Origin of the sequence: Sulfitobacter dubius (assembly GCF_900113435.1) — a bacterium.
GTDB classification, from domain to species: domain Bacteria; phylum Pseudomonadota; class Alphaproteobacteria; order Rhodobacterales; family Rhodobacteraceae; genus Sulfitobacter; species Sulfitobacter dubius.
The window spans coordinates 1,335,927-1,357,871 of record NZ_FOPG01000001.1; the positions used below are offsets into that span (position 1 = coordinate 1,335,927).

The 21,945-nt window shown below is 61.4% G+C and carries 21 protein-coding genes; 5 read left to right on the forward strand and 16 right to left on the reverse strand.

Features of this window, described 5'->3' with window-relative positions; genetic code table 11:
• Positions 1 to 51 precede the first annotated feature (51 nt).
• Positions 52 to 576, reverse strand: a complete 525-nt coding sequence (locus BM229_RS06480; RefSeq protein WP_244152127.1) for a GNAT family N-acetyltransferase — start codon at positions 574 to 576, stop codon at positions 52 to 54.
• A complete protein-coding gene (scpA, locus tag BM229_RS06485) occupies positions 573 to 2,714 on the reverse strand; it encodes a methylmalonyl-CoA mutase (protein ID WP_093926799.1) in 2,142 nt (713 codons plus the stop codon). The genes BM229_RS06480 and scpA overlap by 4 nt, the downstream gene beginning before the upstream one ends.
• A 165-nt stretch (positions 2,715 to 2,879) precedes the next feature.
• Here scpA and BM229_RS06490 point away from each other — a divergent pair, with 165 nt between their 5' ends.
• Positions 2,880 to 3,335: a DUF4174 domain-containing protein gene (locus BM229_RS06490; RefSeq protein ID WP_093926800.1), complete on the forward strand. Its 456-nt coding sequence runs from the start codon at positions 2,880 to 2,882 to the stop codon at positions 3,333 to 3,335.
• A 42-nt stretch (positions 3,336 to 3,377) separates the two neighbouring features.
• On the opposite strand, the gene BM229_RS06495 is transcribed toward BM229_RS06490, so the two are convergent.
• From BM229_RS06495 to BM229_RS06520, 7 genes are all read right to left on the reverse strand, one after another.
• Positions 3,378 to 5,423 carry an acetyl-CoA carboxylase biotin carboxylase subunit gene (locus BM229_RS06495; protein ID WP_093926801.1) on the reverse strand — a complete coding sequence of 682 codons (2,046 nt, stop codon included), beginning with the start codon at positions 5,421 to 5,423 and terminating at the stop codon, positions 3,378 to 3,380.
• A 137-nt stretch (positions 5,424 to 5,560) separates the two neighbouring features.
• On the reverse strand, positions 5,561 to 5,764 hold the full coding sequence (locus tag BM229_RS06500) for a hypothetical protein (RefSeq protein ID WP_093926802.1): 204 nt from the start codon (positions 5,762 to 5,764) through the stop codon (positions 5,561 to 5,563).
• 322 nt (positions 5,765 to 6,086) lie between these two features.
• Complete coding sequence (locus tag BM229_RS06505; protein WP_093927245.1) at positions 6,087 to 6,434, reverse strand: hypothetical protein; 348 nt, start codon at positions 6,432 to 6,434, stop codon at positions 6,087 to 6,089.
• Between the two features lie 81 nt (positions 6,435 to 6,515).
• A complete protein-coding gene (locus tag BM229_RS18200) occupies positions 6,516 to 6,662 on the reverse strand; it encodes a hypothetical protein (RefSeq protein ID WP_167360200.1) in 147 nt (48 codons plus the stop codon).
• A 214-nt stretch (positions 6,663 to 6,876) separates the two neighbouring features.
• Positions 6,877 to 7,200 (reverse strand): DUF6497 family protein, encoded by a 324-nt coding sequence (locus tag BM229_RS06510; protein WP_244152128.1) that lies wholly within the window; start codon positions 7,198 to 7,200, stop codon positions 6,877 to 6,879.
• 74 nt (positions 7,201 to 7,274) lie between these two features.
• Complete coding sequence (locus tag BM229_RS06515) at positions 7,275 to 7,529, reverse strand: DUF7218 family protein (protein ID WP_093926803.1); 255 nt, start codon at positions 7,527 to 7,529, stop codon at positions 7,275 to 7,277.
• A 105-nt stretch (positions 7,530 to 7,634) separates the two neighbouring features.
• Positions 7,635 to 9,167 (reverse strand): acyl-CoA carboxylase subunit beta, encoded by a 1,533-nt coding sequence (locus BM229_RS06520; RefSeq protein ID WP_093926804.1) that lies wholly within the window; start codon positions 9,165 to 9,167, stop codon positions 7,635 to 7,637.
• A 169-nt stretch (positions 9,168 to 9,336) separates the two neighbouring features.
• Here BM229_RS06520 and BM229_RS06525 point away from each other — a divergent pair, with 169 nt between their 5' ends.
• Positions 9,337 to 10,551 carry a multidrug effflux MFS transporter gene (locus BM229_RS06525; protein WP_093926805.1) on the forward strand — a complete coding sequence of 405 codons (1,215 nt, stop codon included), beginning with the start codon at positions 9,337 to 9,339 and terminating at the stop codon, positions 10,549 to 10,551.
• An 85-nt stretch (positions 10,552 to 10,636) separates the two neighbouring features.
• Entirely contained in the window at positions 10,637 to 12,037 is a 1,401-nt protein-coding gene (locus BM229_RS06530; RefSeq protein WP_093926806.1) for a helix-turn-helix domain-containing protein, read from the forward strand.
• Here the strand turns inward: BM229_RS06530 and BM229_RS06535 are convergent, their stop codons facing one another.
• The 6 genes from BM229_RS06535 to BM229_RS06560 form a co-directional block, all read right to left on the reverse strand.
• A complete protein-coding gene (locus tag BM229_RS06535; protein ID WP_093926807.1) occupies positions 12,038 to 12,712 on the reverse strand; it encodes a thermonuclease family protein in 675 nt (224 codons plus the stop codon). It lies immediately after the preceding gene.
• 61 nt (positions 12,713 to 12,773) lie between these two features.
• Positions 12,774 to 14,432 carry a choline dehydrogenase gene (gene betA, locus BM229_RS06540; protein ID WP_093926808.1) on the reverse strand — a complete coding sequence of 553 codons (1,659 nt, stop codon included), beginning with the start codon at positions 14,430 to 14,432 and terminating at the stop codon, positions 12,774 to 12,776.
• An 86-nt stretch (positions 14,433 to 14,518) separates the two neighbouring features.
• Positions 14,519 to 15,976: a betaine-aldehyde dehydrogenase gene (betB, locus tag BM229_RS06545; RefSeq protein ID WP_093926809.1), complete on the reverse strand. Its 1,458-nt coding sequence runs from the start codon at positions 15,974 to 15,976 to the stop codon at positions 14,519 to 14,521.
• 76 nt (positions 15,977 to 16,052) lie between these two features.
• Entirely contained in the window at positions 16,053 to 16,628 is a 576-nt protein-coding gene (gene betI, locus BM229_RS06550) for a choline-binding transcriptional repressor BetI (RefSeq protein WP_093926810.1), read from the reverse strand.
• Positions 16,629 to 16,720: 92 nt separating this feature from the next.
• A complete protein-coding gene (locus BM229_RS06555; protein ID WP_093926811.1) occupies positions 16,721 to 17,650 on the reverse strand; it encodes a DMT family transporter in 930 nt (309 codons plus the stop codon).
• A 55-nt stretch (positions 17,651 to 17,705) separates the two neighbouring features.
• The gene (locus BM229_RS06560; RefSeq protein WP_208604029.1) at positions 17,706 to 18,305 is read right to left on the reverse strand and encodes a LysE/ArgO family amino acid transporter; all 600 of its coding nucleotides are present in this window, start codon (positions 18,303 to 18,305) and stop codon (positions 17,706 to 17,708) included.
• Positions 18,306 to 18,393: 88 nt separating this feature from the next.
• Here BM229_RS06560 and BM229_RS06565 point away from each other — a divergent pair, with 88 nt between their 5' ends.
• Positions 18,394 to 19,275, forward strand: a complete 882-nt coding sequence (locus tag BM229_RS06565) for a LysR family transcriptional regulator ArgP (protein WP_093926812.1) — start codon at positions 18,394 to 18,396, stop codon at positions 19,273 to 19,275.
• Here the strand turns inward: BM229_RS06565 and BM229_RS06570 are convergent.
• Positions 19,272 to 20,012 (reverse strand): YebC/PmpR family DNA-binding transcriptional regulator, encoded by a 741-nt coding sequence (locus BM229_RS06570; protein WP_093926813.1) that lies wholly within the window; start codon positions 20,010 to 20,012, stop codon positions 19,272 to 19,274. The genes BM229_RS06565 and BM229_RS06570 overlap by 4 nt on opposite strands.
• 119 nt (positions 20,013 to 20,131) lie before the next feature.
• Between BM229_RS06570 and BM229_RS06575 the strand changes: the two genes are divergently transcribed.
• Positions 20,132 to 21,904: an SLC13 family permease gene (locus tag BM229_RS06575; RefSeq protein WP_093926814.1), complete on the forward strand. Its 1,773-nt coding sequence runs from the start codon at positions 20,132 to 20,134 to the stop codon at positions 21,902 to 21,904.
• The last annotated feature ends 41 nt before the right edge of the window (positions 21,905 to 21,945 follow it).

Here is a 21,945-nt window from a genome sequence, read left to right on the forward strand (position 1 = left end):
GGCTGACCCTTTGGTATTCGGCCCCCAGCTTAACCGCTGGCACCGGGGAAGTCAGGATGCTGACAGGGTTTTTTGCATCAAGATCAGATCAAGCCATTGCCCGTGTTTGCGCCCGACTTCGGGCATCCGGCCCACCTGTGCAAATCCCAGTTTTTCATGGAAAGTCACAGCACCCGGATTGGCGCTGCTGATCGCGGCAACCATGACGTGATGGCTCTGCGCCGCTGCCGCCTCCACCGCCCGCGTCATCAGGCCGCGGCCCAGCCCCTGCCCCTGTGCGACGTCCGACAGCACGATGCTATGCTCCACCGTCGCGCCGTAGCCCGGCCCGCCCCGAAAGCTGCCGTAGGTGACAAAGCCCAGCACCTTCCCCGCATCCTCAGCCACCCAGAAGGCACCGGCACGGGTGGCGATGAGCGCGGTGATATCCTGTGGCGTCTTTTCGTCGGTGGTAAAGGTCGACAGGCTATCACGGATCATGCCGTTCCAAAGATCAGCCACGGCCACGGCATCGCGCGGCTCTGCCGGGCGGATCGCCCCGCCCATCGGGGCGGAGCCATCAGCCGCCTGCGTCACTTCCGCGTCTCACGGATCAGCTTGAGGATATCCTGCGCAGCCGTCGGGATATTCGTCCCCGGGCCAAAGATCGCCTTAACGCCCGCGTCCTGCAAGAACCTGTAATCCTGCTGCGGAATGACCCCGCCACAGATCACCAGAATATCCTCGGCCCCTGCATCCTTCAGCGCCTGAATAAGTTGCGGTGCTAATGTCTTATGCCCCGCCGCTTGGCTGGAGATGCCGACGACATGCACGTCGTTGTCCACCGCATCCTGCGCCGCTTCGGCGGGGGTCTGGAACAGCGGTCCCACGTCCACGTCAAAGCCGATGTCGGCGAAAGCCGTGGCAATCACCTTGGCCCCGCGGTCGTGCCCGTCTTGGCCCATTTTGACCACCAGCATGCGCGGGCGGCGGCCTTCGGCCTCGGCGAACTCATCGACCGATTTCTGGATGTCAGCAAAGCCCGCGTCGCCCTCATAGGCCGCGCCATAGACGCCCGAGAGCGTCTTGACCTCGGCCCGGTGCCGCCCGAATTCTTTCTCCATAGCCATGCTGATCTCTCCCACTGTGGCGCGTGCGCGCGCGGCTTCCACCGCCGCATCGAGCAGATTGCCGCCCTCGGCGGACCGCCGTGTCAGTTCCGCCAAGGCGGCGGTGCATGCCGCGTCGTCCCGCTCAGCCCGGATACGCTCCAGCCGCGCGACCTGACCGGCGCGGACCTTGACGTTGTCGACGTCGAGAATGTCGATCGGCTCTTCCTTGTCGCGGCGGTATTTGTTCACGCCCACGATCACCTCGGTGCCGCGGTCGATGCCCGCCTGACGCTGTGCGGCAGCTTCCTCGATGCGCAGTTTAGGCATGCCCGAGGCCACGGCCTTGGTCATGCCGCCCATCTCTTCGACTTCTTCGATCAGCTTCCACGCCGCTTCGGCCAGATCGGCGGTCAGTTTCTCGACGTAGTAGCTGCCTGCGAGCGGATCGACGACGTTAGTGATGCCGGTCTCTTCCTGCAGGATCAGCTGGGTGTTCCGAGCGATGCGTGCGGAGTGCTCCGTCGGCAGGCCGATCGCCTCGTCCAGCGAGTTGGTGTGCAGCGACTGGGTGCCGCCCAGCACGGCAGACAGCGCCTCGTAGGCCGTGCGCACCACGTTGTTGTAGGGGTCCTGTTCCGCGAGGCTGACGCCGGAGGTCTGGCAATGGGTGCGCAACATCGACGACTTGGGGTTTTTCGGCTCAAATTCCTCCATCACCCGCGACCAGAGCAGCCGCGCGGCGCGCAGCTTGGCGGCCTCCATGAAGAAGTTCATTCCGATGGCGAAGAAGAAGCTCAGGCGCGGTGCAAAACGGTCTACATCCATGCCCGCCGCAATCGCCGTGCGCACATATTCGCGCCCGTCCGCAATGGTAAAGGCCAGCTCCTGCACGAGGTTCGCGCCCGCCTCTTGCATGTGGTAGCCCGAGATCGAGATCGAGTTGAACTTCGGCATGTGGTCAGAGGTATATTCGATGATGTCTCCGATGATCCGCATCGACGGCTCCGGCGGGTAGACATAGGTGTTGCGCACCATGAATTCCTTGAGGATGTCGTTCTGAATCGTCCCCGAGAGCTTGGCGCGGTCGTGGCCCTGCTCCTCGCCCGCGACGATGAAACTTGCGAGAATCGGGATCACTGCGCCGTTCATCGTCATGGAGACCGAGACCTGATCCAGCGGAATGCCGTCGAAGAGAATCTTCATGTCTTCGACCGAGTCGATGGCCACACCGGCCTTGCCCACATCGCCCTCAACGCGCGGGTGATCGCTGTCATAGCCCCGGTGCGTCGCCAGATCGAAAGCGACGGAGACGCCCTGTTGACCGGCGGCCAAAGCACGGCGGTAGAAGGCGTTTGATTCCTCCGCCGTGGAGAAGCCCGCATATTGCCGGATCGTCCAGGGGCGGCCCGCATACATCGTCGCCTTCACGCCGCGCGTAAACGGCGCTTCGCCGGGGATGCCACCCAGATGATCCAGCCCGTTCACATCCTCGGCAGTGTAAAGCGGCTGGACGTCGATCCCCTCCAACGTCTTCCACGTCAGATCGTCGAGGCTGCGCCCGCGCAATTCGCCCGTCGCCAGTTCCTGCCAACGTGTCTTGGCGTCCTTTTGGTCGGATGTCATATGCTTGTCCTTCTCCCTTAGCGCCGGGTGGCAGGCATGGGCCTGCACATCACTGGCGGCTGAATTGTCACGGGGCGCGCGCTCACGGGGATAAATGCCCCCTGCGGCGCTTTGCCCTTCGCAAAATGGTACAGGCCCCCTATATCTGAGGGGACAGGAGCCTTGATGAAACGTTTGATCTCACTAGTTTTTGCAGGATTGATGACCACTGCGGCCATGGCCCAAGGGGCCGATGCCCCGGCGGAGGATCCGTTGTTCCTGCCCGCCGATATGGCCGATCTCAGCACTTTCCAATGGACCAAGCGGCCCGTGCTGGTCTTTGCCAATTCCGAGAACGACCCCGCTTTCGTCGCCCAGATGGAGTATCTGCGCGACCGCGAGGAGGAGTTGCGCCTGCGTGATGTCATCGTGCTGACCGACACCGACCCCGCCGCGCGGAGCCCGCTCAGGCTGCGGATGCGCCCGCGGGGTTTCATGCTGGTGCTGGTCGACAAGGAAGGCCAGATCGAATTGCGCAAACCCTTTCCATGGGACGTGCGCGAGATCACTCGGAGCATCGACAAGATGCCGCTGCGCCAGCGTGAAATCAGAGAGGCGAAGGAGCGCGAAGTCATCCGCTGATAACCTGCGCCCCGCCCCATCTGATCGCCAGCGCATCGCACCCTATTCGAACTCCATGATCACATCATCGACCGCAAGACTGTCGCCCGCGCCCGCGTTGACCTTGCTGACGACGCCTTTCTTCTCGGCGCGCAGGATGTTCTCCATCTTCATCGCCTCGATGGTGCAGAGCGCTTGACCTTCTTGAACCTCATCGCCCACCTCGACGTCGAGTTTCACCACCAGGCCCGGCATCGGGCAGAGCAGCATCTTGGAGGTGTCAGGCGGCAATTTTTCCGGCATCAGCGCGGCCAGTTCGGCCTGACGCGGCGTGCGCACATGGACCTTGAGATCCGCGCCGCGGGTGCGGATGCGGAAGCCGCCTGAGATTTTGCCGACCTTCAGCACCAGAGGCGCGCCATCCACGGTCATCTCGGCCAGTTGGTCGCCCGGTGTCCAATCGCCGCTGACGCGCATCTCGGCACCGTCGGAGAAGACTACCGTCGCCCCCTCGGGATCGGCCTTGGTGACCACGTCAAAGTTTTCACCCTGAAGCTTCACGTTCCAATCGCTGCCGACCTTGCGCTCGTGGTTGTCCATCCGGCCCGAGACACGGGCCCGGCGGATTTCGCCAACGCGGTGCATGGCGGCACAGGCGGCGGCGATGCGGCGCAGCTCGCCCTCAGGCAGGGTCACACCCTCGAAACCTTCGGGATATTCCTCGGCGATGAAGGCGGTGGTCATCTCGCCCGAGATGAACTTGGGGTGATCCATCACGGCAGAGAGAAACGGCAAGTTATGCCCGATGCCCTCAACCTCGAAACTATCAAGCGCCACGCGCATCTTCTCAATCGCCTCGGCCCGGGTCGGTGCCCAAGTACAGAGTTTGGCGATCATTGGATCGTAATACATCGAAATCTCGCCGCCTTCATAGACACCGGTATCATTGCGCACGGCCATCTCGCCGCACGGTGCGTCGCCCTGCCATGTGCCTTGCTCCAGCAGCGGCCCGGCGGCCACTTCCTGTGGCGGGCGGTAGCGGGTCAGACGGCCAATGGAGGGCAGGAAGCCGCGGTAAGGGTCCTCGGCATAAAGTCGGTTTTCGATGGCCCAGCCGGTAAGTGTCACATCGCCTTGGGTAATCGACAGTTTCTCGCCATTGGCGACGCGGATCATCTGTTCGACCAGATCGACGCCGGTGATCAGTTCCGTCACCGGGTGTTCCACTTGAAGGCGGGTGTTCATCTCAAGGAAGTAGAAGTTCTTGTCGCCATCGACGATGAATTCCACCGTGCCAGCGCTGGTGTAGCCCACGGCCTGCGCCAATGCGACGGCCTGCTCGCCCATGGCCTTGCGGGTCGCCTCGTCGAGGAAGGGGCTCGGCGCTTCTTCGACAACCTTCTGGTTGCGGCGCTGGATCGAACATTCGCGCTCGCCCAAATAGATACCGTTTCTATGCGCGTCGCAGAGTACCTGAATCTCGATGTGGCGCGGCTGTGTAACGAACTTTTCAATAAAGATACGGTCATCCCCAAAGGAGTTTGCCGCTTCGTTCTTGGACGATTGGAAACCTTCGCGAGCCTCTTCATCATTCCAAGCGATCCGCATGCCCTTGCCGCCGCCGCCAGCCGACGCTTTGAGCATCACCGGATAGCCGATCTCATTGGAAATCTTCACCGCCTCATCGGCATCCTCGATCAGGCCCATATAGCCCGGCACGGTCGACACCCCGGCCTCTTGCGCGATCTTTTTGGATGTGATTTTGTCGCCCATCTTCTCGATGGCACCGACGGGCGGGCCGACAAAAGCCACGCCAACCGCATCAAGAGCCTCGGCAAACTTGCTGTTTTCGCTGAGAAACCCATAGCCCGGATGCACCGCCTGCGCACCGGACTGCTTCACGGCCTCCATCACCTTGTCGATGACGATATAGGACTGGTTCGCGGGGGGCGGGCCGATGTGAATGGCCTCATCCGCCATTTCGACATGCAACGCATTGGCGTCCGCGTCTGAATAGATCGCGACGGTGGTCAGCCCCATTTTCTTGGCAGTCTTAATAACGCGGCAAGCGATTTCGCCCCGGTTGGCGATCAGGATCTTGTCAAACATCAGCAGTTCCTTTGACGGTGACAGGCAACGCAAAATGCCGCGTCAGCCGGGGCTGCGCGGTGCCTGTGAATGTAGTGATAGAAGGGTCCGAAGCTCTGCCCACGCCGATGGCGGACAGAGCGGTCCGAAGGCTTAGATTAGCATTTGCCGGGGTTGAGCTGGCAATAGGCGACGTTGCCTGCCGCACCGATCGCGGCACCCTGCGCCAGCGACCCGCCGGTAATTGCGGCTGCGCCTGCGCCAACGGCTGCGCCGCCCAGACCTTGTTCGCCGATGTTGTCGCCACAGGCGGCAAGCCCGGCTGCCGCGCCAAGCGCGAGAATGATATTACGAATGGACATGAGCCTGTTCCTTCACTGCTGTTAACTAACCGACCAACGCCCTGATTGGCATAGGGTTCCCAGCCGGTTCTTCTGTTTGATGCCCTGCGCCAAAAAGACCACATTAGTAAAAAGTCGGACAGCGACGCCAGAGGTCTGGTCCGCTGCCCGACAGGGGAAGGGGTATGGTCTTCATGCTTAGCGGAGCATTGGACAATTACTGCCCCGCCAACAGATTTATATCTGCCCCAAGGCCGCACCCGCGCCAAGCGGGTCATGCGCGGCGGCAAGACTTCGGCAAGGCTATGCTGATTTGCAAAGAGATGCGGCGACAACATGCCTATCAACCCTCGAATGCTTCGGGGAAGGCCGCGCGTGCGGCGGGCACATCCAACACCAACAGCGCTTCGTAATCGGCAGGATCAAACGGGTCGGTCGCGGGCAGCACCTCGCGGCCAAAGAGCCACGAAAGACGGCCTGCATCAAGGTTGCCGCGCTCGAAAGGATGTTCGCCAAAGGCCTCCCACAACGCTTTGACAAAGGCGGTGTCGGCGCGGCGATCCGGCGCACGGCGGTCAGAACGACGCTCACGACGGGTGATCGGCGTAACCCCTTTGGGGTTCGGCCGGCGAACAGTGAATTGGAAATCGGTGCCGGGCAGACGGCCCGGGAACCCGCGGTGTTTCAGCATATAGGTGGGCATTACACACCCCTCCCGATTGCAGGGGTGGCAGGGATCAGGGCAGGCGCGGACGCCTGCCCTGCAACGGCATTACTTGTACTTGCCGGTGTATACGGGCTCAACCGAAATGGGCTCGGGCTCGACAACAACGAACTCTTCTTCGGTCTGACCGCTTGTGCAGGCGGAAACGACTGCGACGAAACCGAAAGCTGCCAGCATCTTGATGCTCTTGGACATGAAAGTCTCCTATTAATGTTAGTGGAACCTGGTGCGACATCATGCCGACCAAGCCCGGGTTCTGAGGCAAGGGATACGTCGGTATTCCTTGACCGCATCATATGCGATTCACATGGCAATGGATACGGTTGCAAGCGCAATCGGTCGCGTTGTGACTCCAAAGCATCATTCCAAATGCGGGATCGGCGGATTCTTGCAAGATATTGCGTCTGCATCACAAACCCTCCCAGATGCAGGTGCCATCCTGAGCGCGGAACGCTTCGAAATACTGGGTCGCATCGGGGTCAGCGGCGCCGAATTCCACGACACGGTCAGCAAGTGAGACGACAATTACCTGCCCCGCAAGCGCGTGTTCGGTCATGTATGGCAAGGCGACGGCCGCGCAGAGGTGTTCCATATCAGGCGCGGCCAGATCATAGGCGATAGCATCCGGCCCTTTTGCAATCTGCGGCGCGACAAAGCGGAAGCGCAGCCACGTCTCGCCGCCTAAGTCCTCGACCAACACCTCTTGAAGATCAATAGTTTGGCCGGAAGGCACATCAATCGCCAGCGCGGGCGTTACCAGCCCGAATGCAAGCGCACCAGTCAGCAGCGCGCGTGCGATTCTGGCGGTTAATGGTTGCGCAGCGCGTCGATCAGCGCGTCCTTGTCCATGTCCGAGCGCCCCTCGATCCCAAGCTCCTGCGCCCGGTCGTAGAGGTCGTTCTTGGTCCAATCCTCGTAGGGTGGCTGCTTGCCCCCCTTCTTGCTGGGATGCTGGCTGTCGTTGGCCTGCGCATTGGCGATCCGGGCGGCTTTCTCCTTGCTCGCCCCATCCTCGCGCAGGGACTTGTAGGTTTCTTCGTCTTTGATGGATGAATTTGGCATGGGGTGGCCCTCCTTTGCGAAGGAAACCACCCAGCCTGCCGAGGGTTCCGCATGCGGCCTCGGTGGGATCGGTATTTAAGAAAGGATGAAACTGCATGGCGGTGCTCAGAGCGGGATGTTGTCGTGCTTCTTCCACGGGGTCTGCACTTTTTTGTTGCGCAGGGAGGCGAAGGCGCGGGCGACCCGTTTGCGGGTGCTGCGCGGCTGAATCACTTCGTCGATGAAGCCGCGTTCGGCGGCGACAAAGGGATTGGCGAACCGGTCTTCGTAATCCTTCGCGTGCTGCGCGATCTTTTCGGGATCGTTCAGGTCTTTGCGGTGGATGATCTCGGTCGCGCCTTTGGCCCCCATCACGGCGACCTCGGCCGTGGGCCAGGCGTAGTTGAAATCTGAGCGCAGGTGTTTGGAGGCCATCACGTCATAGGCGCCGCCATAGGCTTTGCGGGTGATCACGGTGACCATCGGCACGGTTGCTTCGCCATAGGCGAACAGCAGTTTCGCACCATGCTTGATGACGCCGCCGAATTCCTGGCCGGTGCCGGGCAGGAAGCCGGGCACGTCCACGAGGGTCAGAATTGGAATCTCGAAAGCATCGCAGAAGCGCACGAAACGCGCGGCCTTGCGGGAACTATCAATGTCGAGACAGCCCGCCAGCACCATCGGTTGATTGGCCACCACGCCAACGGTACGCCCCTCAAGACGGATGAAACCAGTGATGATGTTCTTGGCGAATTCCTCTTGGATTTCGTAAAAGTCGCCTTCATCCGCCAGTTTGAGGATCAATTCCTTCATGTCATATGGGGTGTTGGCGTTGGAGGGCACCAGCGTGTCGAGCGAAGGCTCGATCCGGTTGGGATCATCAAAGAAGGGCCGGACGGGCGGTTTTTCGCGGTTGTTGGCAGGCAGCAGATCAACAAGGCGGCGCACTTCGGCCAGCGCCTCGACGTCATTCTCGAACGCCCCATCAGCAACGGACGATTTGCGCGTATGGGTCACGGCACCGCCAAGTTCTTCCGCGGTGACGATTTCGTTAGTGACGGTTTTCACCACGTCGGGGCCGGTGACGAACATGTAAGAGCTGTCTTTGACCATGAAGATGAAATCGGTCATCGCAGGCGAATAGACCGCACCGCCCGCGCAGGGGCCCATGATAACGCTGATCTGTGGGATCACGCCGGAGGCTTCGATATTACGTTGGAAGACTTCCGCATAGCCCGCAAGGCTTGCCACCCCCTCTTGGATGCGCGCGCCGCCGGAATCGTTGATGCCGATCACGGGTGCGCCGTTTTGCACGGCCATGTCCATGATTTTGCAGATCTTCTGCGCATGCGTTTCCGAAAGAGAGCCGCCGAAGACGGTAAAATCCTGACTGAAGACATAGACGAGGCGGCCATTGATCGTGCCCCATCCTGTAACCACACCGTCGCCTGCGGGCTTTTGATCCTGCATGCCGAAATCGGTGCAGCGGTGGGTGACGAACATGTCGAATTCTTCGAACGACCCCTCGTCGAGCAGCAGATCGACCCGCTCGCGCGCCGTCAGCTTGCCACGGCCATGCTGCGCATCGATCCGCGCTTGACCGCCGCCCAAGCGCGCATCTTCGCGGCGCTGCTCCAGTTGTTCGAGAATGTCTTTCATGACGCACCCCTATTGTGATTTTGATCAGTCTATCGAAGGAGCGCAGACGACCAAAGCGCATTTTTGCAAATTTGCAAAACAATTACATAGATCGCGAAGCAAAATGAAAAGTTGCAAATAAATCTAGTTAACATGGACATTGCTCACCCCCCCGACTACTTGCCATTGCATGAGCGATCTCCCCCGTGTCCGGTATTTAGACCGGACGACCCCGCCCCACATTTCCACGCTGATCCTGCTTGCGGGGCTTTCGGCCATGGTGATGAACATATTTCTGCCAAGCCTGCCAAAAATGGCAGAGCACTTCGGCACGGATTACGCTGTCATCCAGCTTTCGGTGCCGCTGTATCTGTTCTTCAGCGGGATATTGCAGATTTTTATCGGTCCAATCTCGGACAACCTTGGGCGGCGGCGCGTTATGCTTTGGGGGTTGGGGCTGTTTCTTGGGGCGACCGTTGGCTGCTTGCTTGCATCAAATATCGGCATCTTTCTTGTCTTTCGAATGGCGCAGGCTGTCATTGCCACTGGCATGGTTCTCAGCCGTGCGGTGATCCGCGATCTTTACACTCAAGAACAATCAGCTTCGATGATCGGCTATGTCACCATGGGTATGGCGCTGGTGCCGATGATCAGCCCCGCCGTGGGCGGCCTGCTAGAACAAGCCTTTGGTTGGCAGGCTTCCTTCTGGGCAATGCTCATCCTTGGCGGGCTTGTGTTCTGGGCCGCGTGGGCAGATTTGGGCGAAACGGCCCGTGCGAGTGGCAAATCTTTGGCCCAACAGTTTGGTGAATACCCTGAGCTCCTGCGCTCCCCACGTTTTTGGGGTTATGCGCTGGCGACGGGATTCTGCTCGGGTGCGTTTTTTGCTTATCTCGGCGGCGCGCCCTTCGTGGGGACCGTTGTGTTTGGGATGGAACCGGCAGTGCTGGGCATCTATTTTGGCGCGCCCGCCATTGGCTATTTCGTCGGCAATTTCATCACCGCGCGCACCGCGACCCGCTACGGGGTTAATACGCTGGTGCTTTGGGGCTGCATTTCCAACGCGGTTGGCGGCACAGTATCGCTGCTAATCTTCCTCGCCGGCTACGGCTCCCCACTCAGCTTTTTTGGGCTAATGACGCTGGTCGGTCTGGGCAATGGGCTGTGCATCCCCAATGCCACCGCGGGCATGCTGTCCGTGCGACCGCATCTGGCGGGCACGGCCTCTGGTCTTGGCGGAGCGATCATGATCGTTGGCGGCGCGGCGCTTAGCGCACTGGCGGGGGCGCTGCTTACCCCTGAAACAGGGGCCTATCCGCTTTTGTGGCTGATGCTGCTGACGGCCATCGCCTCGGTCGGGTCGATCTGGCTGGTAATTCACCGCGAGAAGGTCTTGGGCCTGTAACCTGCGTTAGCCACGCGACCCACCTTGCGACCATCAGTTTGCAAAGCTACGCTGCGGAAAACTGCAAAGTTGCAAAGGGGCGCGGATGGCGATCCAAAAACTCTACGCCGGTGTGAAACTGCGTGAAACCCGCACCCGCGCGGGGCTGACGCAAAAAGACTTTGCCGCCCGGCTTGGCGTATCCTTGCCCTATCTCAACCAGATGGAAAACAACAACCGCCCCGTCAGCACCAGTGTCGTGCTGGCGCTAGCTTCAGAGTTTGGGCTGGATGTGACCGAACTTTCCAGTGGAGACGGAGAGCGATTGGTAAGCGATCTGCGCGAAGCCCTGGCCGATCCAATTTTCGCTGGAAAGGCGCCGCCAACAGCTGATCTGCGTCTTACCGCTTCTAACGCACCGGGGCTCGCGCATGCATTTCTAGCTCTACATCAAAGCTACCGGCAGGTGCACGAACGACTTGCCTCATTGGACGAAGCTTTGGGGCGCGAAGATGCGCGCGCCACCCCCTCTCCGTGGGAAGAGGTGCGGGACTTCTTTCACTATTGCGACAATTACATTGATGCGGTCGACCGTGCGGCAGAACATTTTGCCACCCGCAAAGGCACGACTGGCGATGCCCGGACGACGGCGATGGCCGCCCTCAGCAATGCCGGATTGTCGGTGGTTTTCGACGATGATGACCGCCTGCGCGCTTACGATCCGGCCAGTAAAACGCTGCAGCTCTCTGCCCGTGCGGCACCTGAGACGCAGACCTTTCAGCTTTTGCTGCAAGTGGCGCTAACCCGGCAAGACGCACTGCTAGAGGCGACACTTGATCTGGCCCGGTTCCACAGCGCCGCTGCGCGAGACATCGCCAAAATCGGGCTGGCCAATTACTTCGCTGGGGCGGCACTGTTGCCGTATGGGCGCTTTCTGAAAAAGGCCCAGGCCTGCCGCCATGACCTTGAGGTTCTGGCCGGGCATTTCGGCGCTTCGATCGAACAGGTGGCGCATCGGCTGTCGACCTTACAGCGGCCCGGGGCGAAGGGTATCCCCTTCTTCTTTGTGCGTGTCGATCAAGCCGGCACAATCACCAAACGCCATTCTGCAACGCGGCTGCAATTCGCGCGCTTTGGCGGCGCCTGCCCGCTGTGGAATGTTCACCGCGCCTTTGAGACGCCGGGCCGTTTTCTGCGGCAATTGGCCGAAACGCCTGATGGGGTGCGCTATATTAGTCTGGCGCGCGATATCTCGAAACCGGCGGGGCGGTTTGGGGCGCCAGTGCGGCGCTACGCGATTTCTCTGGGGTGTGAGTTGCGCCATGCGCCCGCGCTTGTTTACGCCGATGGGATGGATATCAATCGCGCAGAAGCCTTTGAGCCGATTGGCATTTCCTGCCGTATCTGCGAACGCCGCGATTGCCATCAACGTTCTGTACCACCGCTGGAACGGCAGTTGGTTGTTGACCCGCATCTGCGCGACGTGCTGCCCTATCGGGTAGAGTGATCAGCGCTGCGCGCGTCGCCAACCAGCGCCGCGGGCTTCCGCCTCGGAACAGAACCAACGCTCTCCATTTTGGCTGCTGATCCGGGTCCGGCTGTAAAAACTCTGCCCCGGCATGTGATAAATCTTGGTTCCCTTGGCGCTGATGTTACCCTTGATCTGGCAACTTCCCTCGGGACGCTCGGGTTCCGCCCCGCTGCGTCGGGTCACGCGATAACGCGCAGGGGACACCGTTTTGAAGCCATGAATTCCGCGCCCCGCGACAAAGGCGGCTTTTTCATCCAGATCATAATCCATCGAGTATTTGCGATAGGCAAAGGCCAGCCCGTCCTGCACCAACGCCTGCCCCACGTCGACGCCATCGATACGGCATCGCGCAACAATACGCCCATAGCGGTCCCGATCCAGTTCTTCGCACTGGGCCTGTTCCCCTTGATAACGGTCGCGCACCTCCCTCGTCGTCCAATCCCCGCAGGCCCAAGGTTGCCCGCCCTCGGTCTCACAGGTTTGACGCGCCTCAAGTGCGTCGATCCCATGCAAACGAATGCGCGTACCGCCAAGATCGAAGGTATCCCCATCAATCACACGCACCACGCCTGAGACGGTCTGCGCCCCGGCCGAAGCGGCCCCAAAGCTCAGCGAGAGGCTGAGGGCGAAAAGTGAACAAATTCTTAACATGGGACAGGTATGACGCCCTGCCCCGCCAGCTTCAAGGGACCGAATTAAGAGAGGTTAACGATCAACGCTGCGCCACCTGCCAGTTCGGATGCATCCAAGGTTCTTCATTGGCGCGGGGCAGCGGATCACGGCCCAGCAACAGGTCCGAAACCTTCTCTCCTACCATAATCGACGGCGCGTTCAGGTTGCCATTGGTGATGCGTGGAAAGATCGAACTGTCGGCCACGCGCAGCCCCTCAACCCCGATCACCCGGGCCTGTGGGTCGACCACGGCGTTCCGGTCATCGGCCGCGCCCATGCGGCAGGTGCCGCAGGGGTGATAGGCGCTCTCGGCATGTTCAGCGATGAAGCTGTCAAGCTCTGCGTCCGATTGCAGCGCGGCACCGGGTTGGATTTCGTGCTTCACGAAAGGCTTGAACGCCTCCTGCCCAAATATCTCGCGCGTGAGGCGGATGCAGGTTCGGAACTCTTCCCAGTCATCGGGATGCGACATGTAGTTAAAGCGGATTTTTGGCGCCTCCGCCGGGTCAGCCGACCGCAGCGTGATGTCACCCCGCGACTTGGACCGCATCGGCCCGGTGTGGGCCTGAAATCCATGCCCTTCGGCCGCTGCCTGCCCGTCGTAGCGCACCGCAATTGGCAGAAAATGGTATTGAATGTCTGGATAGTCCACGCCGGGCTTCGAGCGGATGAAGGCGGCGGATTCAAATTGGTTCGACGCCCCCATACCGGTCTTTGTAAACAGCCACTGCGCCCCGATCACCGCCTTGGACAGCAGATTCCAGTGCTTATAGAGCGTGATTGGTTGGCTTGAGGCCATCTGGATGTAAAGCTCTAGATGGTCCTGCAAATTCTGCCCTACACCCGGACGGTCTGCGACCACATCGATCCCATGCTCGGCCAGATGGGCGGCGGGGCCGATGCCAGAGAGCATCAAGAGTTTCGGGGAGTTAATCGACGATGCCGCCAGCACAACCTCGCGCTGCGCACGGATGACCTCGACCGTCTTGCCACGCTTGACCTCGACGCCCACGGCACGCCCTTCTTCGATCACCACGCGCTGCGCCAGCGCGCGGATCAAGGTGACGTTGCCCGTCTTTTGCGCAGGCCGCAGATAAGCGTTCGCAGCCGACCAGCGCCGCCCGTTCCAGACCGTCTGCTCCATCGGGCCAAAGCCCTCTTGCTTCTCGCCGTTGTAATCCTCGGTCATCTGGTACCCGGCTTGCGACCCAGCCTGCACAAAGGCATCAAACAAAGGATTCGCGCGCGGCCCACGGCCGACATGCAAAGGCCCGTCCTTGCCGCGCCATGCCGCATCCCCGCCGTGGCCGTTCTCGTGCCACGTCTCCATGCGTTTGTAATAGGGCAACACGTCGGCATAGCCCCAGCCCTGCGCGCCGCTTTCCTCCCAATGATCGAAATCCCTGGCATGGCCGCGCACATAGACCATGCCATTGATCGAGGATGACCCGCCGATCACCTTGCCACGCGGGCAGACCAGCTCGCGGTTGTTCAAATTCGGCTCAGGCTCGGACTTATAGCCCCAGTCATAGCGCGGCATGTTCATCGGATAGCTGAGCGCCGCGGGCATCTGGATAAACGGCCCCGCGTCGCTGCCGCCATGTTCAATGACGATCACGCGGCGCCCCGCCTCGGCCAGACGGTAGGCCATGGCGCAGCCCGCAGACCCCGCCCCGACGATTACAAATTCAGCTTCCATTCCACTTACCTTCCGCAAATCCGCACGGGTGCGGGGCAGCGCCCGACGGTGTCGGCTTTATGCGCTGCGGCCTAATTTTCCGTTGCTTAGAACGGCGCTTCGACATCGCCCATGCGGACGTAGACCGACTTCAACTGGCTATAATGGTTGATCGCCGCCTTAGAGTTTTCGCGGCCCACGCCGGAGTTTTTCATGCCCCCAAAGGGCGCTTCGACGGGCGCGTCATTATAGGTGTTGATGTAGCAGGTCCCCGCCTCAAACCCGGCGGCCACGCGGTGTGCGCGGGTCAGATTTTGGGTAAAGACACCAGCGGCGAGACCGAATTCGGTGGCATTGGCACGGGCCATGACCTCGGCCTCATCCTCAAAATCGAGCACGGCCATGACCGGGCCAAAAATCTCTTCGCGGGCGATGACCATGTCGTCTTTGACATCCGCGAAAACGGTGGGCTGCATGTAGAAACCGTCGCGTTCAATCCGTTTACCGCCATAGATCAGGCGGGCGCCCTCGGCCTCGCCCTTCGCCACATAGTCCAGCGCGATCTGCATCTGGCGGTCGCTGACCATCGGGCCAAAGCTGGTGTCGGGGTCCATCGGGTCACCGATCACGGCATTTTCCAACCGCTCAGACAGCCGCGCAAGAAACGCCTCCTTGATGTCGCGGTGCACAAAGACCCGCGTGCCGTTCGAACAAATCTGGCCGGAGCTATAGAAGTTGCCCAAAATCGCGCCACTCACGGCGTTGTCGATATCGGCATCCTCAAAAACGATCATGGGGGATTTTCCGCCCAATTCCATCGTGACGTGTTTGATGCCCTCAGCGGCGGCTGCATAGACCTTGCGGCCCGTCGGAACGGAGCCAGTCAGCGATACCTTATCGACGCGGCTGTCAGTCACCAGCGATTGCCCCACCCCGCCCATGCCCTGCACCACGTTGAACAGGCCCGCAGGCAGCCCAGCCTCGATGAGTATCTCGGCCACCTTCAGCGCACAAAGTGGCGTGGTCTCGGAGGGCTTGAAGATCATCGCATTGCCGCAGGCGAGCGCTGGCGCGGCTTTCCAGCAGGCGATCTGCGTGGGATAGTTCCACGCGCCGATGCCCACGCAAAGGCCAAGCGCCTCACGGCGGGTATAGACCCAGTCCTCGCCCAGTTGGATATGCTCGCCCGTCAGGCTGCCCGCCAGCCCGCCGAAATACTCCAGTGCGTCGGCCCCGCTGGTGGCATCGGCGACAGAGGTCTCCTGATAGGGTTTGCCGGTGTCATAGGTCTCCAGCACCGACAGGTCGTGGTTGCGCTCGCGGATCATGTCGGCGGCGCGGCGCAGGATGCGGCCCCGCTCGGTGCCTGTCATCGCGGCCCATGCGGCCTGCGTCTTGCGGGCCGAGGTGATGGCTTGTTCGACGATCGCAGGCGTGGCGGCATAGAGCGTGGCGATCGTCTCGCCCGTGGCGGGATAGATCACCGGGATCGGCGTGCCGTTCATGTCTTCGACATAGGCGCCGTCGATGAAATGGCTGGCTGTGGGTTGGGGATCATAGGACATCAAAGATACTTTCTTGCCTGAGGGGCGGAGTGTTCGAGGAGGCGGAGCGCGGCAATGCCGCCCTTCTCCGCCGTGTTCAGCGACCCGCTTTCAACAGCAGGTCGAGGGTATAGAGCGCGCGGGTCATGGCTTCGGCAGCGCTGACATTGTCCGACAGCGCGGCGCGCAGATAGAGCCCATCAATCAGCGCCGCCAATGTGTCGGCGTCGCCTTCGGGTTGGGGGCTGATCGGCCGCAGCGCATGGGTGAGGTTGGAGCGCAGGCGGCTTTGATAAGCCGTTAGCAGCCGCCGCGTTTCGGGATTGGTGCGGGCATGGGCATAAAGCGTCATCCACGCGCTAATCGTGCCGGGGTGAAAGCCCGTGTCGTCGAAACTGGCGACGATGATCGCCGCCGCCCGGTCATGCGGCGTGCGGGCCGTGGCCAGCCGTTCGCGCACCCCGGCGGCATATTCCGACAGGATATGCCGCATCGCGGCGAGGAAGATCTGATTCTTGCCGCCGAAATAGTGATGCGCCAGCGCGCTGGACATGCCCGCCCGCTTGGCGATTTGGCTCACCGTCACATCCAGCGACTGAGCCTCGCCAATCTCGGCGATGGTGGCTTTGACCAGCGCAGAGCGGCGAATGGGTTCCATTCCGACTTTGGGCATTGGATTCGGGTCCTTGGGGCAGTGTTGACCGCCTCAGGATAGGGGAATCTTTATTGACTCGTCAATCAAGTTACCGGAGGCCACAGCCTCCGTTAGAATTTCGTGGCGTGAGCGGGCGGCGTGACCTGTCGTTTCAGCATAGCTTCGCGCCATGTGATAAAGGTAACCGAGCCCAAAATCACCGCGCCGCCCAGCACCACCCAGATGTCCACCGGCTCGGCAAAGACCACCACGCCGAGGATCGTGGCCCAGACCAATTGCAGGAATGTCACCGGCTGCGTCACCGTCACCGGGGCGGCGGCGAATGCCAGCGTCATGGTGAAATGCCCCGCCGTGGCGAAAAAGGCGACGCCCGCGAGGATCAGCAACTCTTGCGCGGTGGGGGTAATCCAAACGGTGAAGGCGAAGGGCGCCAGCCCGATGGTGACGAAGATCGACAGCATGGTCACGATCATCACCGGGCGGGCCTCATCCGCCAGCACTTTGGCCAAGAGGTAGGAGCCCGCGAAAACAACAGCCGCCAGCAGCATCGCCAGATGCCCGGTTGAGACTTCGCGAAAACCGGGCCGCAGGATGATCGCCGCCCCCGCCAGCCCCAGACAGACCGCCACGATGCGCCGCGCCGCGAGCTTTTCGCCCAGAAAAATAGCAGCGCCGACAGTGACATAGATCGGCGCGAGGTAGTTCATCGCCGTGACCTCGGCAATCGGCAGGCGGGTCATGGCGTAGAACCACAAGATCACCCCGCCCGCGTGGAAAAAACCACGCGTCCCGAACAGCCCCCACTGCCGTTTGCTGACCGGTGTCGCCAACAACGACCGCAGCATCGGCAAGATGAACACCAGCCCCATGGCGTAGCGTAAAAAGGCCGCCTCTGCCGAGGGCAGGCGCGGGCCCATGAATTTCACTAGCGCAGTCACGCCGATGAAACACGCACCCGTCACCAGCATCCAAAATACCCCGACAAGCGGGCGATTGGCGGGAACGGGGATGTCGGGGGTGGTTGCGGGGTTTTGTGTCATGCCGCGACCCTTTCCCAAAGTGCTGCCAAGGGCAAGATGGACGCGGCACTTTTATTCACATCGCAAGCAATTTGATCGCAATCCCCCACATGGTCATGGCGATGATGGCGTCCAAAACCTGCCAACTGCGGGGCTTGGCGAAAAGCGGCGCAAGCAACCGCGCGCCATAACCAAGCGCGAAGAAGAACACAAAGCTCGCCAGCGCTGCGCCGATGCCAAAGCTCAGGCGGTCGGGATATTGCGCCGAGATCGACCCAAGCAGCACCAGTGTATCAAGATAAACATGCGGGTTCAGCCAGGTCAGTGCCAGCAGGGTCAGGACCGCCTTGCCCAAGCTGCGGGTGGCCTGCCCTTCGGCCTCCAACCCCTCACCGCCGCGCCATGCCGACACGGCGTTGCGCCAACCGTACCACAACAGGAAGGCCGCGCCGCCGTAGCGCATCAGTGGCCCGAAGCACGGTGCCGCTTCGACCAGCGCGCCGAAACCCGCCACGCCCGCCGTGATCAGGATCGCATCCGAGGTGGCGCAGACCAATACCACCGCCAGCACATGCTCACGCCGCAGCCCTTGGCGCAGGACAAAGGCGTTCTGTGCGCCAATGGCCATGATGAGGGTGAGGCTCAGCGCGAAGCCGGGGAGGAAGGAGGTCAGCATTGGGGCGTCCTGTCTTGGGTTGCTTTTGCCTAGCGTAGTGATTCAGATTACTCAAATTCAATAGTCTTCGCTTGGATTAGAAAAACTTATGCAGCTAGACAGCGCCCAACTGACCGCTTTGGCGAGCATCCTGCGACTTGGCAGCTTTGACGCGGCGGCGGCGGCGCTCGGGGTCACCCCCTCCGCCATCTCGCAGCGGGTGAAGGCGCTTGAGGATCGAGTCGGCACCACGCTGGTCTTGCGCGGCCAACCCTGTACCGGCACGCCGACGGGCCAGCGGCTGGCGAAACATGCCGAAGACGTGGCCCTGCTCGAAGCGCAGGCATTGGGCGTCAGCGGCAACACGTCCCCGCCCCGGCTGCGGCTGGCGGTGCCTGCGGATGTACTGGCGACATGGCTCATCCCGGCCTTGGCGCAGATACCGGAGATGCTGTTTGATCTGGTGATCGACGATCAAGACACCTCCGCCGATTGGCTGCGGCGTGGAGAGGTCAGCGCGGCTGTGACCGGACAAGCCCGCGCCGCACCGGGCTGCGATGTGCTGGCTTTGGGTGCGCTGCGCTATCACGCGACGGCAAGCCCCGCCTATGTGGAAAGGTGGTTCGCAGATGGCGTAACCGCTGAGACACTAGCGCGTGCGCCGATGCTGACCTTTAACCGCAAGGATCAATTGCAGGGGCGTTGGCTGATGCAAAAGACCGGGCGGCGGCTAACCCCGCCCAGCCACCATCTGCCCTCAAGCCACGGGTTTGTGGCGGCGGCGCGCGAAGGCTTGGGCTGGGGCATGAACCCTACCCCGCTGGTGGCTGAGGATATGGAGAAAGGCCGGCTCGTCTCACTCGACGAGGCTTTGCCGCTGGATGTGCCACTTTACTGGCAGGTCGCGCGGATCATGGCCCCCGCGCTCGCCCCGCTCACCGCTGCCATAAGGGCCGCGGCGCGCGAGGCGCTGGTGCAAGGCCCGCGTTAAAGCTGCGCCATAACCTCGTCAGAAGCCTCAAAGTTGGTTGTGACGCGCTGCACATCGTCGTCTTCCTCAAGCGCATCGACAAGCTTCATCAGCTTTTCCATGTTCTCAAGATCCATCTCTGTCGTCGTGACCGGACGCCAGATCAGCTTGGTCGATTCCGACTCGCCCAGTTCCGCCTCAAGCGCGGTCGAGACTTCGTTGAGATCGGTGTCGGCGCAATAGATGACGTGGCCGTCTTCAGAACTTTCGACATCTTCGGCCCCGGCCTCAATCGCTGCCATCATCACGGTGTCGGCGTCGCCCACGGAAGCGGGATAGATCACCTCGCCCTTGCGCTCGAACATAAAGCCGACCGAGCCTGTCTCGCCCAGATTGCCGCCGTTCTTGGTAAAGGTCGAACGCACGGTCGAAGCGGTGCGATTGCGGTTGTCGGTCATCGCCTCGACGATCACCGCCACGCCGTTCGGGCCATAGCCCTCATAGCGGATTTCTTCGTAATCTTCGCCCTCACCGCCGATCGCTTTCTTGATGGCGCGTTCGATGTTGTCCTTGGGCATGGACTGGCCCTTGGCCTCTTTCACGGCCATGCGCAGACGCGGGTTCTTTTCCGGGTCGGGATCGCCCATCTTGGCCGCGATGGTGATTTCCTTGGAAAGTTTGGAAAACACCTTGGCGCGCAGCTTGTCCTGACGGCCCTTGCGATGCTGGATGTTTGCCCATTTGGAGTGACCGGCCATGAATACCTCGTTCTGGCAATGCGTTTGCGCCACTCTATATGCCAGCATCACCGCTGGAACAAGCCACCCGGCCTGTGCTTAGCTTTCCTCCTTTGGGGCAACCACGTTAGACCGGATATATGACCACAGATCAGATTATTCTCTTCACCCTCTTTGGCGCGGTCTTTGGCCTGCTGCTCTGGGGCCGCTTTCGTTATGACATCGTGGCCTTTAGCGCACTGATGGTCGGGGTGGTGCTGGGCGTGGTGCCCACGGAAAACGCCTTTGACGGCTTTGGCCATCCGGCGACGCTGATCGTGGCGCTGGTGCTGGTGGTTTCCGCCGGGCTGGTGCGTTCGGGCGCGGTGATGTTGATCACCCGCACGCTGGTGGACAGTTCGCGCAGCTTAGGCGCTCATATCACCATGATGGGCGCTGTGGGCGGGGTGCTGTCGGCCTTTATGAACAACGTCGCCGCTTTGGCTCTGCTGATGCCGGTGGACATCCAGACTGCCCGAAAAGCGGGCCGCGCGCCGGGGCTGAGCCTCATGCCGCTGAGCTTTGCCACCATCCTTGGCGGCATGGCGACGCTGATCGGCACGCCGCCCAATATCATCATCGCGTCGATCCGGCAGGAATCGCTGGGCGCGCCGTTCAAGATGTTCGATTTTGCCCCGGTGGGCGGTCTGGCGGCCATCGCCGGGCTGATCTTCGTGGCCTTGATTGGCTGGCGTTTGATCCCCGCCCGCGAAGACGCCATGATCGAGGCTGAGGATATCGCGGAATATATCGCCGAGCTGACCGTGCCCGAGGGCAACAAGCAGATCGGCAAGCGTCTGGCAGAGCTACAGGAAGAAGCACATAAGGCCGATGTTGCGATCCTTGGGCTGATGCGGGGCGGCAAACGTCGCTATGGCACCGCGCGCAATGTGGTGCTGCAGGCCGGAGACGCGATCGTGCTGGAAGCCACGCCCGACGCGCTGGACGAATTTCGCAGCACGCTGAACCTCGCGCTGGCGGACAGTGACCGCGAAGATCTGCTGCTGGCCGATGGCGAAGGGGTCGAGATTGTCGAGGTCGTGGTGACCGAGGCCTCGCGGCTCAATGGTCGCACGGCGCAGGCGGTGGGCCTCTCGTGGCGCCAGCGCACGGTGCTTCTGGGTCTGTCTCGGCAAGGCCGCAAGATCACCTCGCAGCTGCGCACGACCGAATTGAAGCCCGGTGACATTCTGCTGCTGTTGGTCCCCCGCGACACGGTGGCCCATGTCACCGACTGGCTGGGCGTGCTGCCGCTGGCCGACCGGGGCCTTGCCGTGACCCAAGATAGCAAGACGTGGCTCGCCATCGGTATGTTTGCAGGTGCAGTGGCGGCGGCGTCCTTTGGGCTGATCTATCTGCCCATCGCGCTTGGGATTGTCGTGGTTGGCTATGTGCTGGCCAAGATTGTGCCGCTATCGGAGCTTTACACGCATATCGAATGGCCGGTGATCGTGCTTTTGGGGTCCATGATCCCGCTGGGGGCAGCGCTGGAAACCTCAGGCGGAACCGAGCTAATTGCGGGCGCACTTGTCGGATTGACCGAAGGGCTGCCCGCATGGGTCGTGCTGACGGTGCTGATGGTGGTGACCATGTCGCTGTCGGATGTGCTCAACAACACGGCGACGACCATCGTCGCGGCCCCCGTGGGCATCCAGATGGCGCAGTCGCTCGGGGTATCGCCCGACCCGTTCCTGATGGCGGTGGCGGTGGCGGCCTCCTCGGCCTTCCTCACGCCGATTGGACATAAGAACAACACGCTGATTCTTGGCCCCGGCGGCTATTCCTTTGGCGACTATTGGCGCATGGGGCTGCCGCTTGAGATCATCGTGGTCGCCGTTTCGATCCCGGCGATCCTCGTCTTCTGGCCGCTCTAAGCAGAACGCAAAAGGCGCGCCATCTTCAGCGCGCCTTTTAA

Bases quoted from the DNA above. Each gene is read 5' to 3' on its own strand.
- scpA (WP_093926799.1), bottom strand. From the start codon at position 2,714: ATGACATCCGACCAAAAGGACGCCAAGACACGTTGGCAGGAACTGGCG.
- BM229_RS06490 (WP_093926800.1), top strand. From the start codon at position 2,880: ATGAAACGTTTGATCTCACTAGTTTTTGCAGGATTGATGACCACTGCG.
- BM229_RS06495 (WP_093926801.1), bottom strand. From the start codon at position 5,423: ATGTTTGACAAGATCCTGATCGCCAACCGGGGCGAAATCGCTTGCCGC.
- BM229_RS06500 (WP_093926802.1), bottom strand. From the start codon at position 5,764: ATGTCCATTCGTAATATCATTCTCGCGCTTGGCGCGGCAGCCGGGCTT.
- BM229_RS06505 (WP_093927245.1), bottom strand. From the start codon at position 6,434: ATGCTGAAACACCGCGGGTTCCCGGGCCGTCTGCCCGGCACCGATTTC.
- BM229_RS18200 (WP_167360200.1), bottom strand. From the start codon at position 6,662: ATGTCCAAGAGCATCAAGATGCTGGCAGCTTTCGGTTTCGTCGCAGTC.
- BM229_RS06515 (WP_093926803.1), bottom strand. From the start codon at position 7,529: ATGCCAAATTCATCCATCAAAGACGAAGAAACCTACAAGTCCCTGCGC.
- BM229_RS06520 (WP_093926804.1), bottom strand. From the start codon at position 9,167: ATGAAAGACATTCTCGAACAACTGGAGCAGCGCCGCGAAGATGCGCGC.
- BM229_RS06525 (WP_093926805.1), top strand. From the start codon at position 9,337: ATGAGCGATCTCCCCCGTGTCCGGTATTTAGACCGGACGACCCCGCCC.
- BM229_RS06530 (WP_093926806.1), top strand. From the start codon at position 10,637: ATGGCGATCCAAAAACTCTACGCCGGTGTGAAACTGCGTGAAACCCGC.
- BM229_RS06535 (WP_093926807.1), bottom strand. From the start codon at position 12,712: ATGTTAAGAATTTGTTCACTTTTCGCCCTCAGCCTCTCGCTGAGCTTT.
- betA (WP_093926808.1), bottom strand. From the start codon at position 14,432: ATGGAAGCTGAATTTGTAATCGTCGGGGCGGGGTCTGCGGGCTGCGCC.
- betB (WP_093926809.1), bottom strand. From the start codon at position 15,976: ATGTCCTATGATCCCCAACCCACAGCCAGCCATTTCATCGACGGCGCC.
- betI (WP_093926810.1), bottom strand. From the start codon at position 16,628: ATGCCCAAAGTCGGAATGGAACCCATTCGCCGCTCTGCGCTGGTCAAA.
- BM229_RS06555 (WP_093926811.1), bottom strand. From the start codon at position 17,650: ATGACACAAAACCCCGCAACCACCCCCGACATCCCCGTTCCCGCCAAT.
- BM229_RS06560 (WP_208604029.1), bottom strand. From the start codon at position 18,305: ATGCTGACCTCCTTCCTCCCCGGCTTCGCGCTGAGCCTCACCCTCATC.
- BM229_RS06565 (WP_093926812.1), top strand. From the start codon at position 18,394: ATGCAGCTAGACAGCGCCCAACTGACCGCTTTGGCGAGCATCCTGCGA.
- BM229_RS06570 (WP_093926813.1), bottom strand. From the start codon at position 20,012: ATGGCCGGTCACTCCAAATGGGCAAACATCCAGCATCGCAAGGGCCGT.
- BM229_RS06575 (WP_093926814.1), top strand. From the start codon at position 20,132: ATGACCACAGATCAGATTATTCTCTTCACCCTCTTTGGCGCGGTCTTT.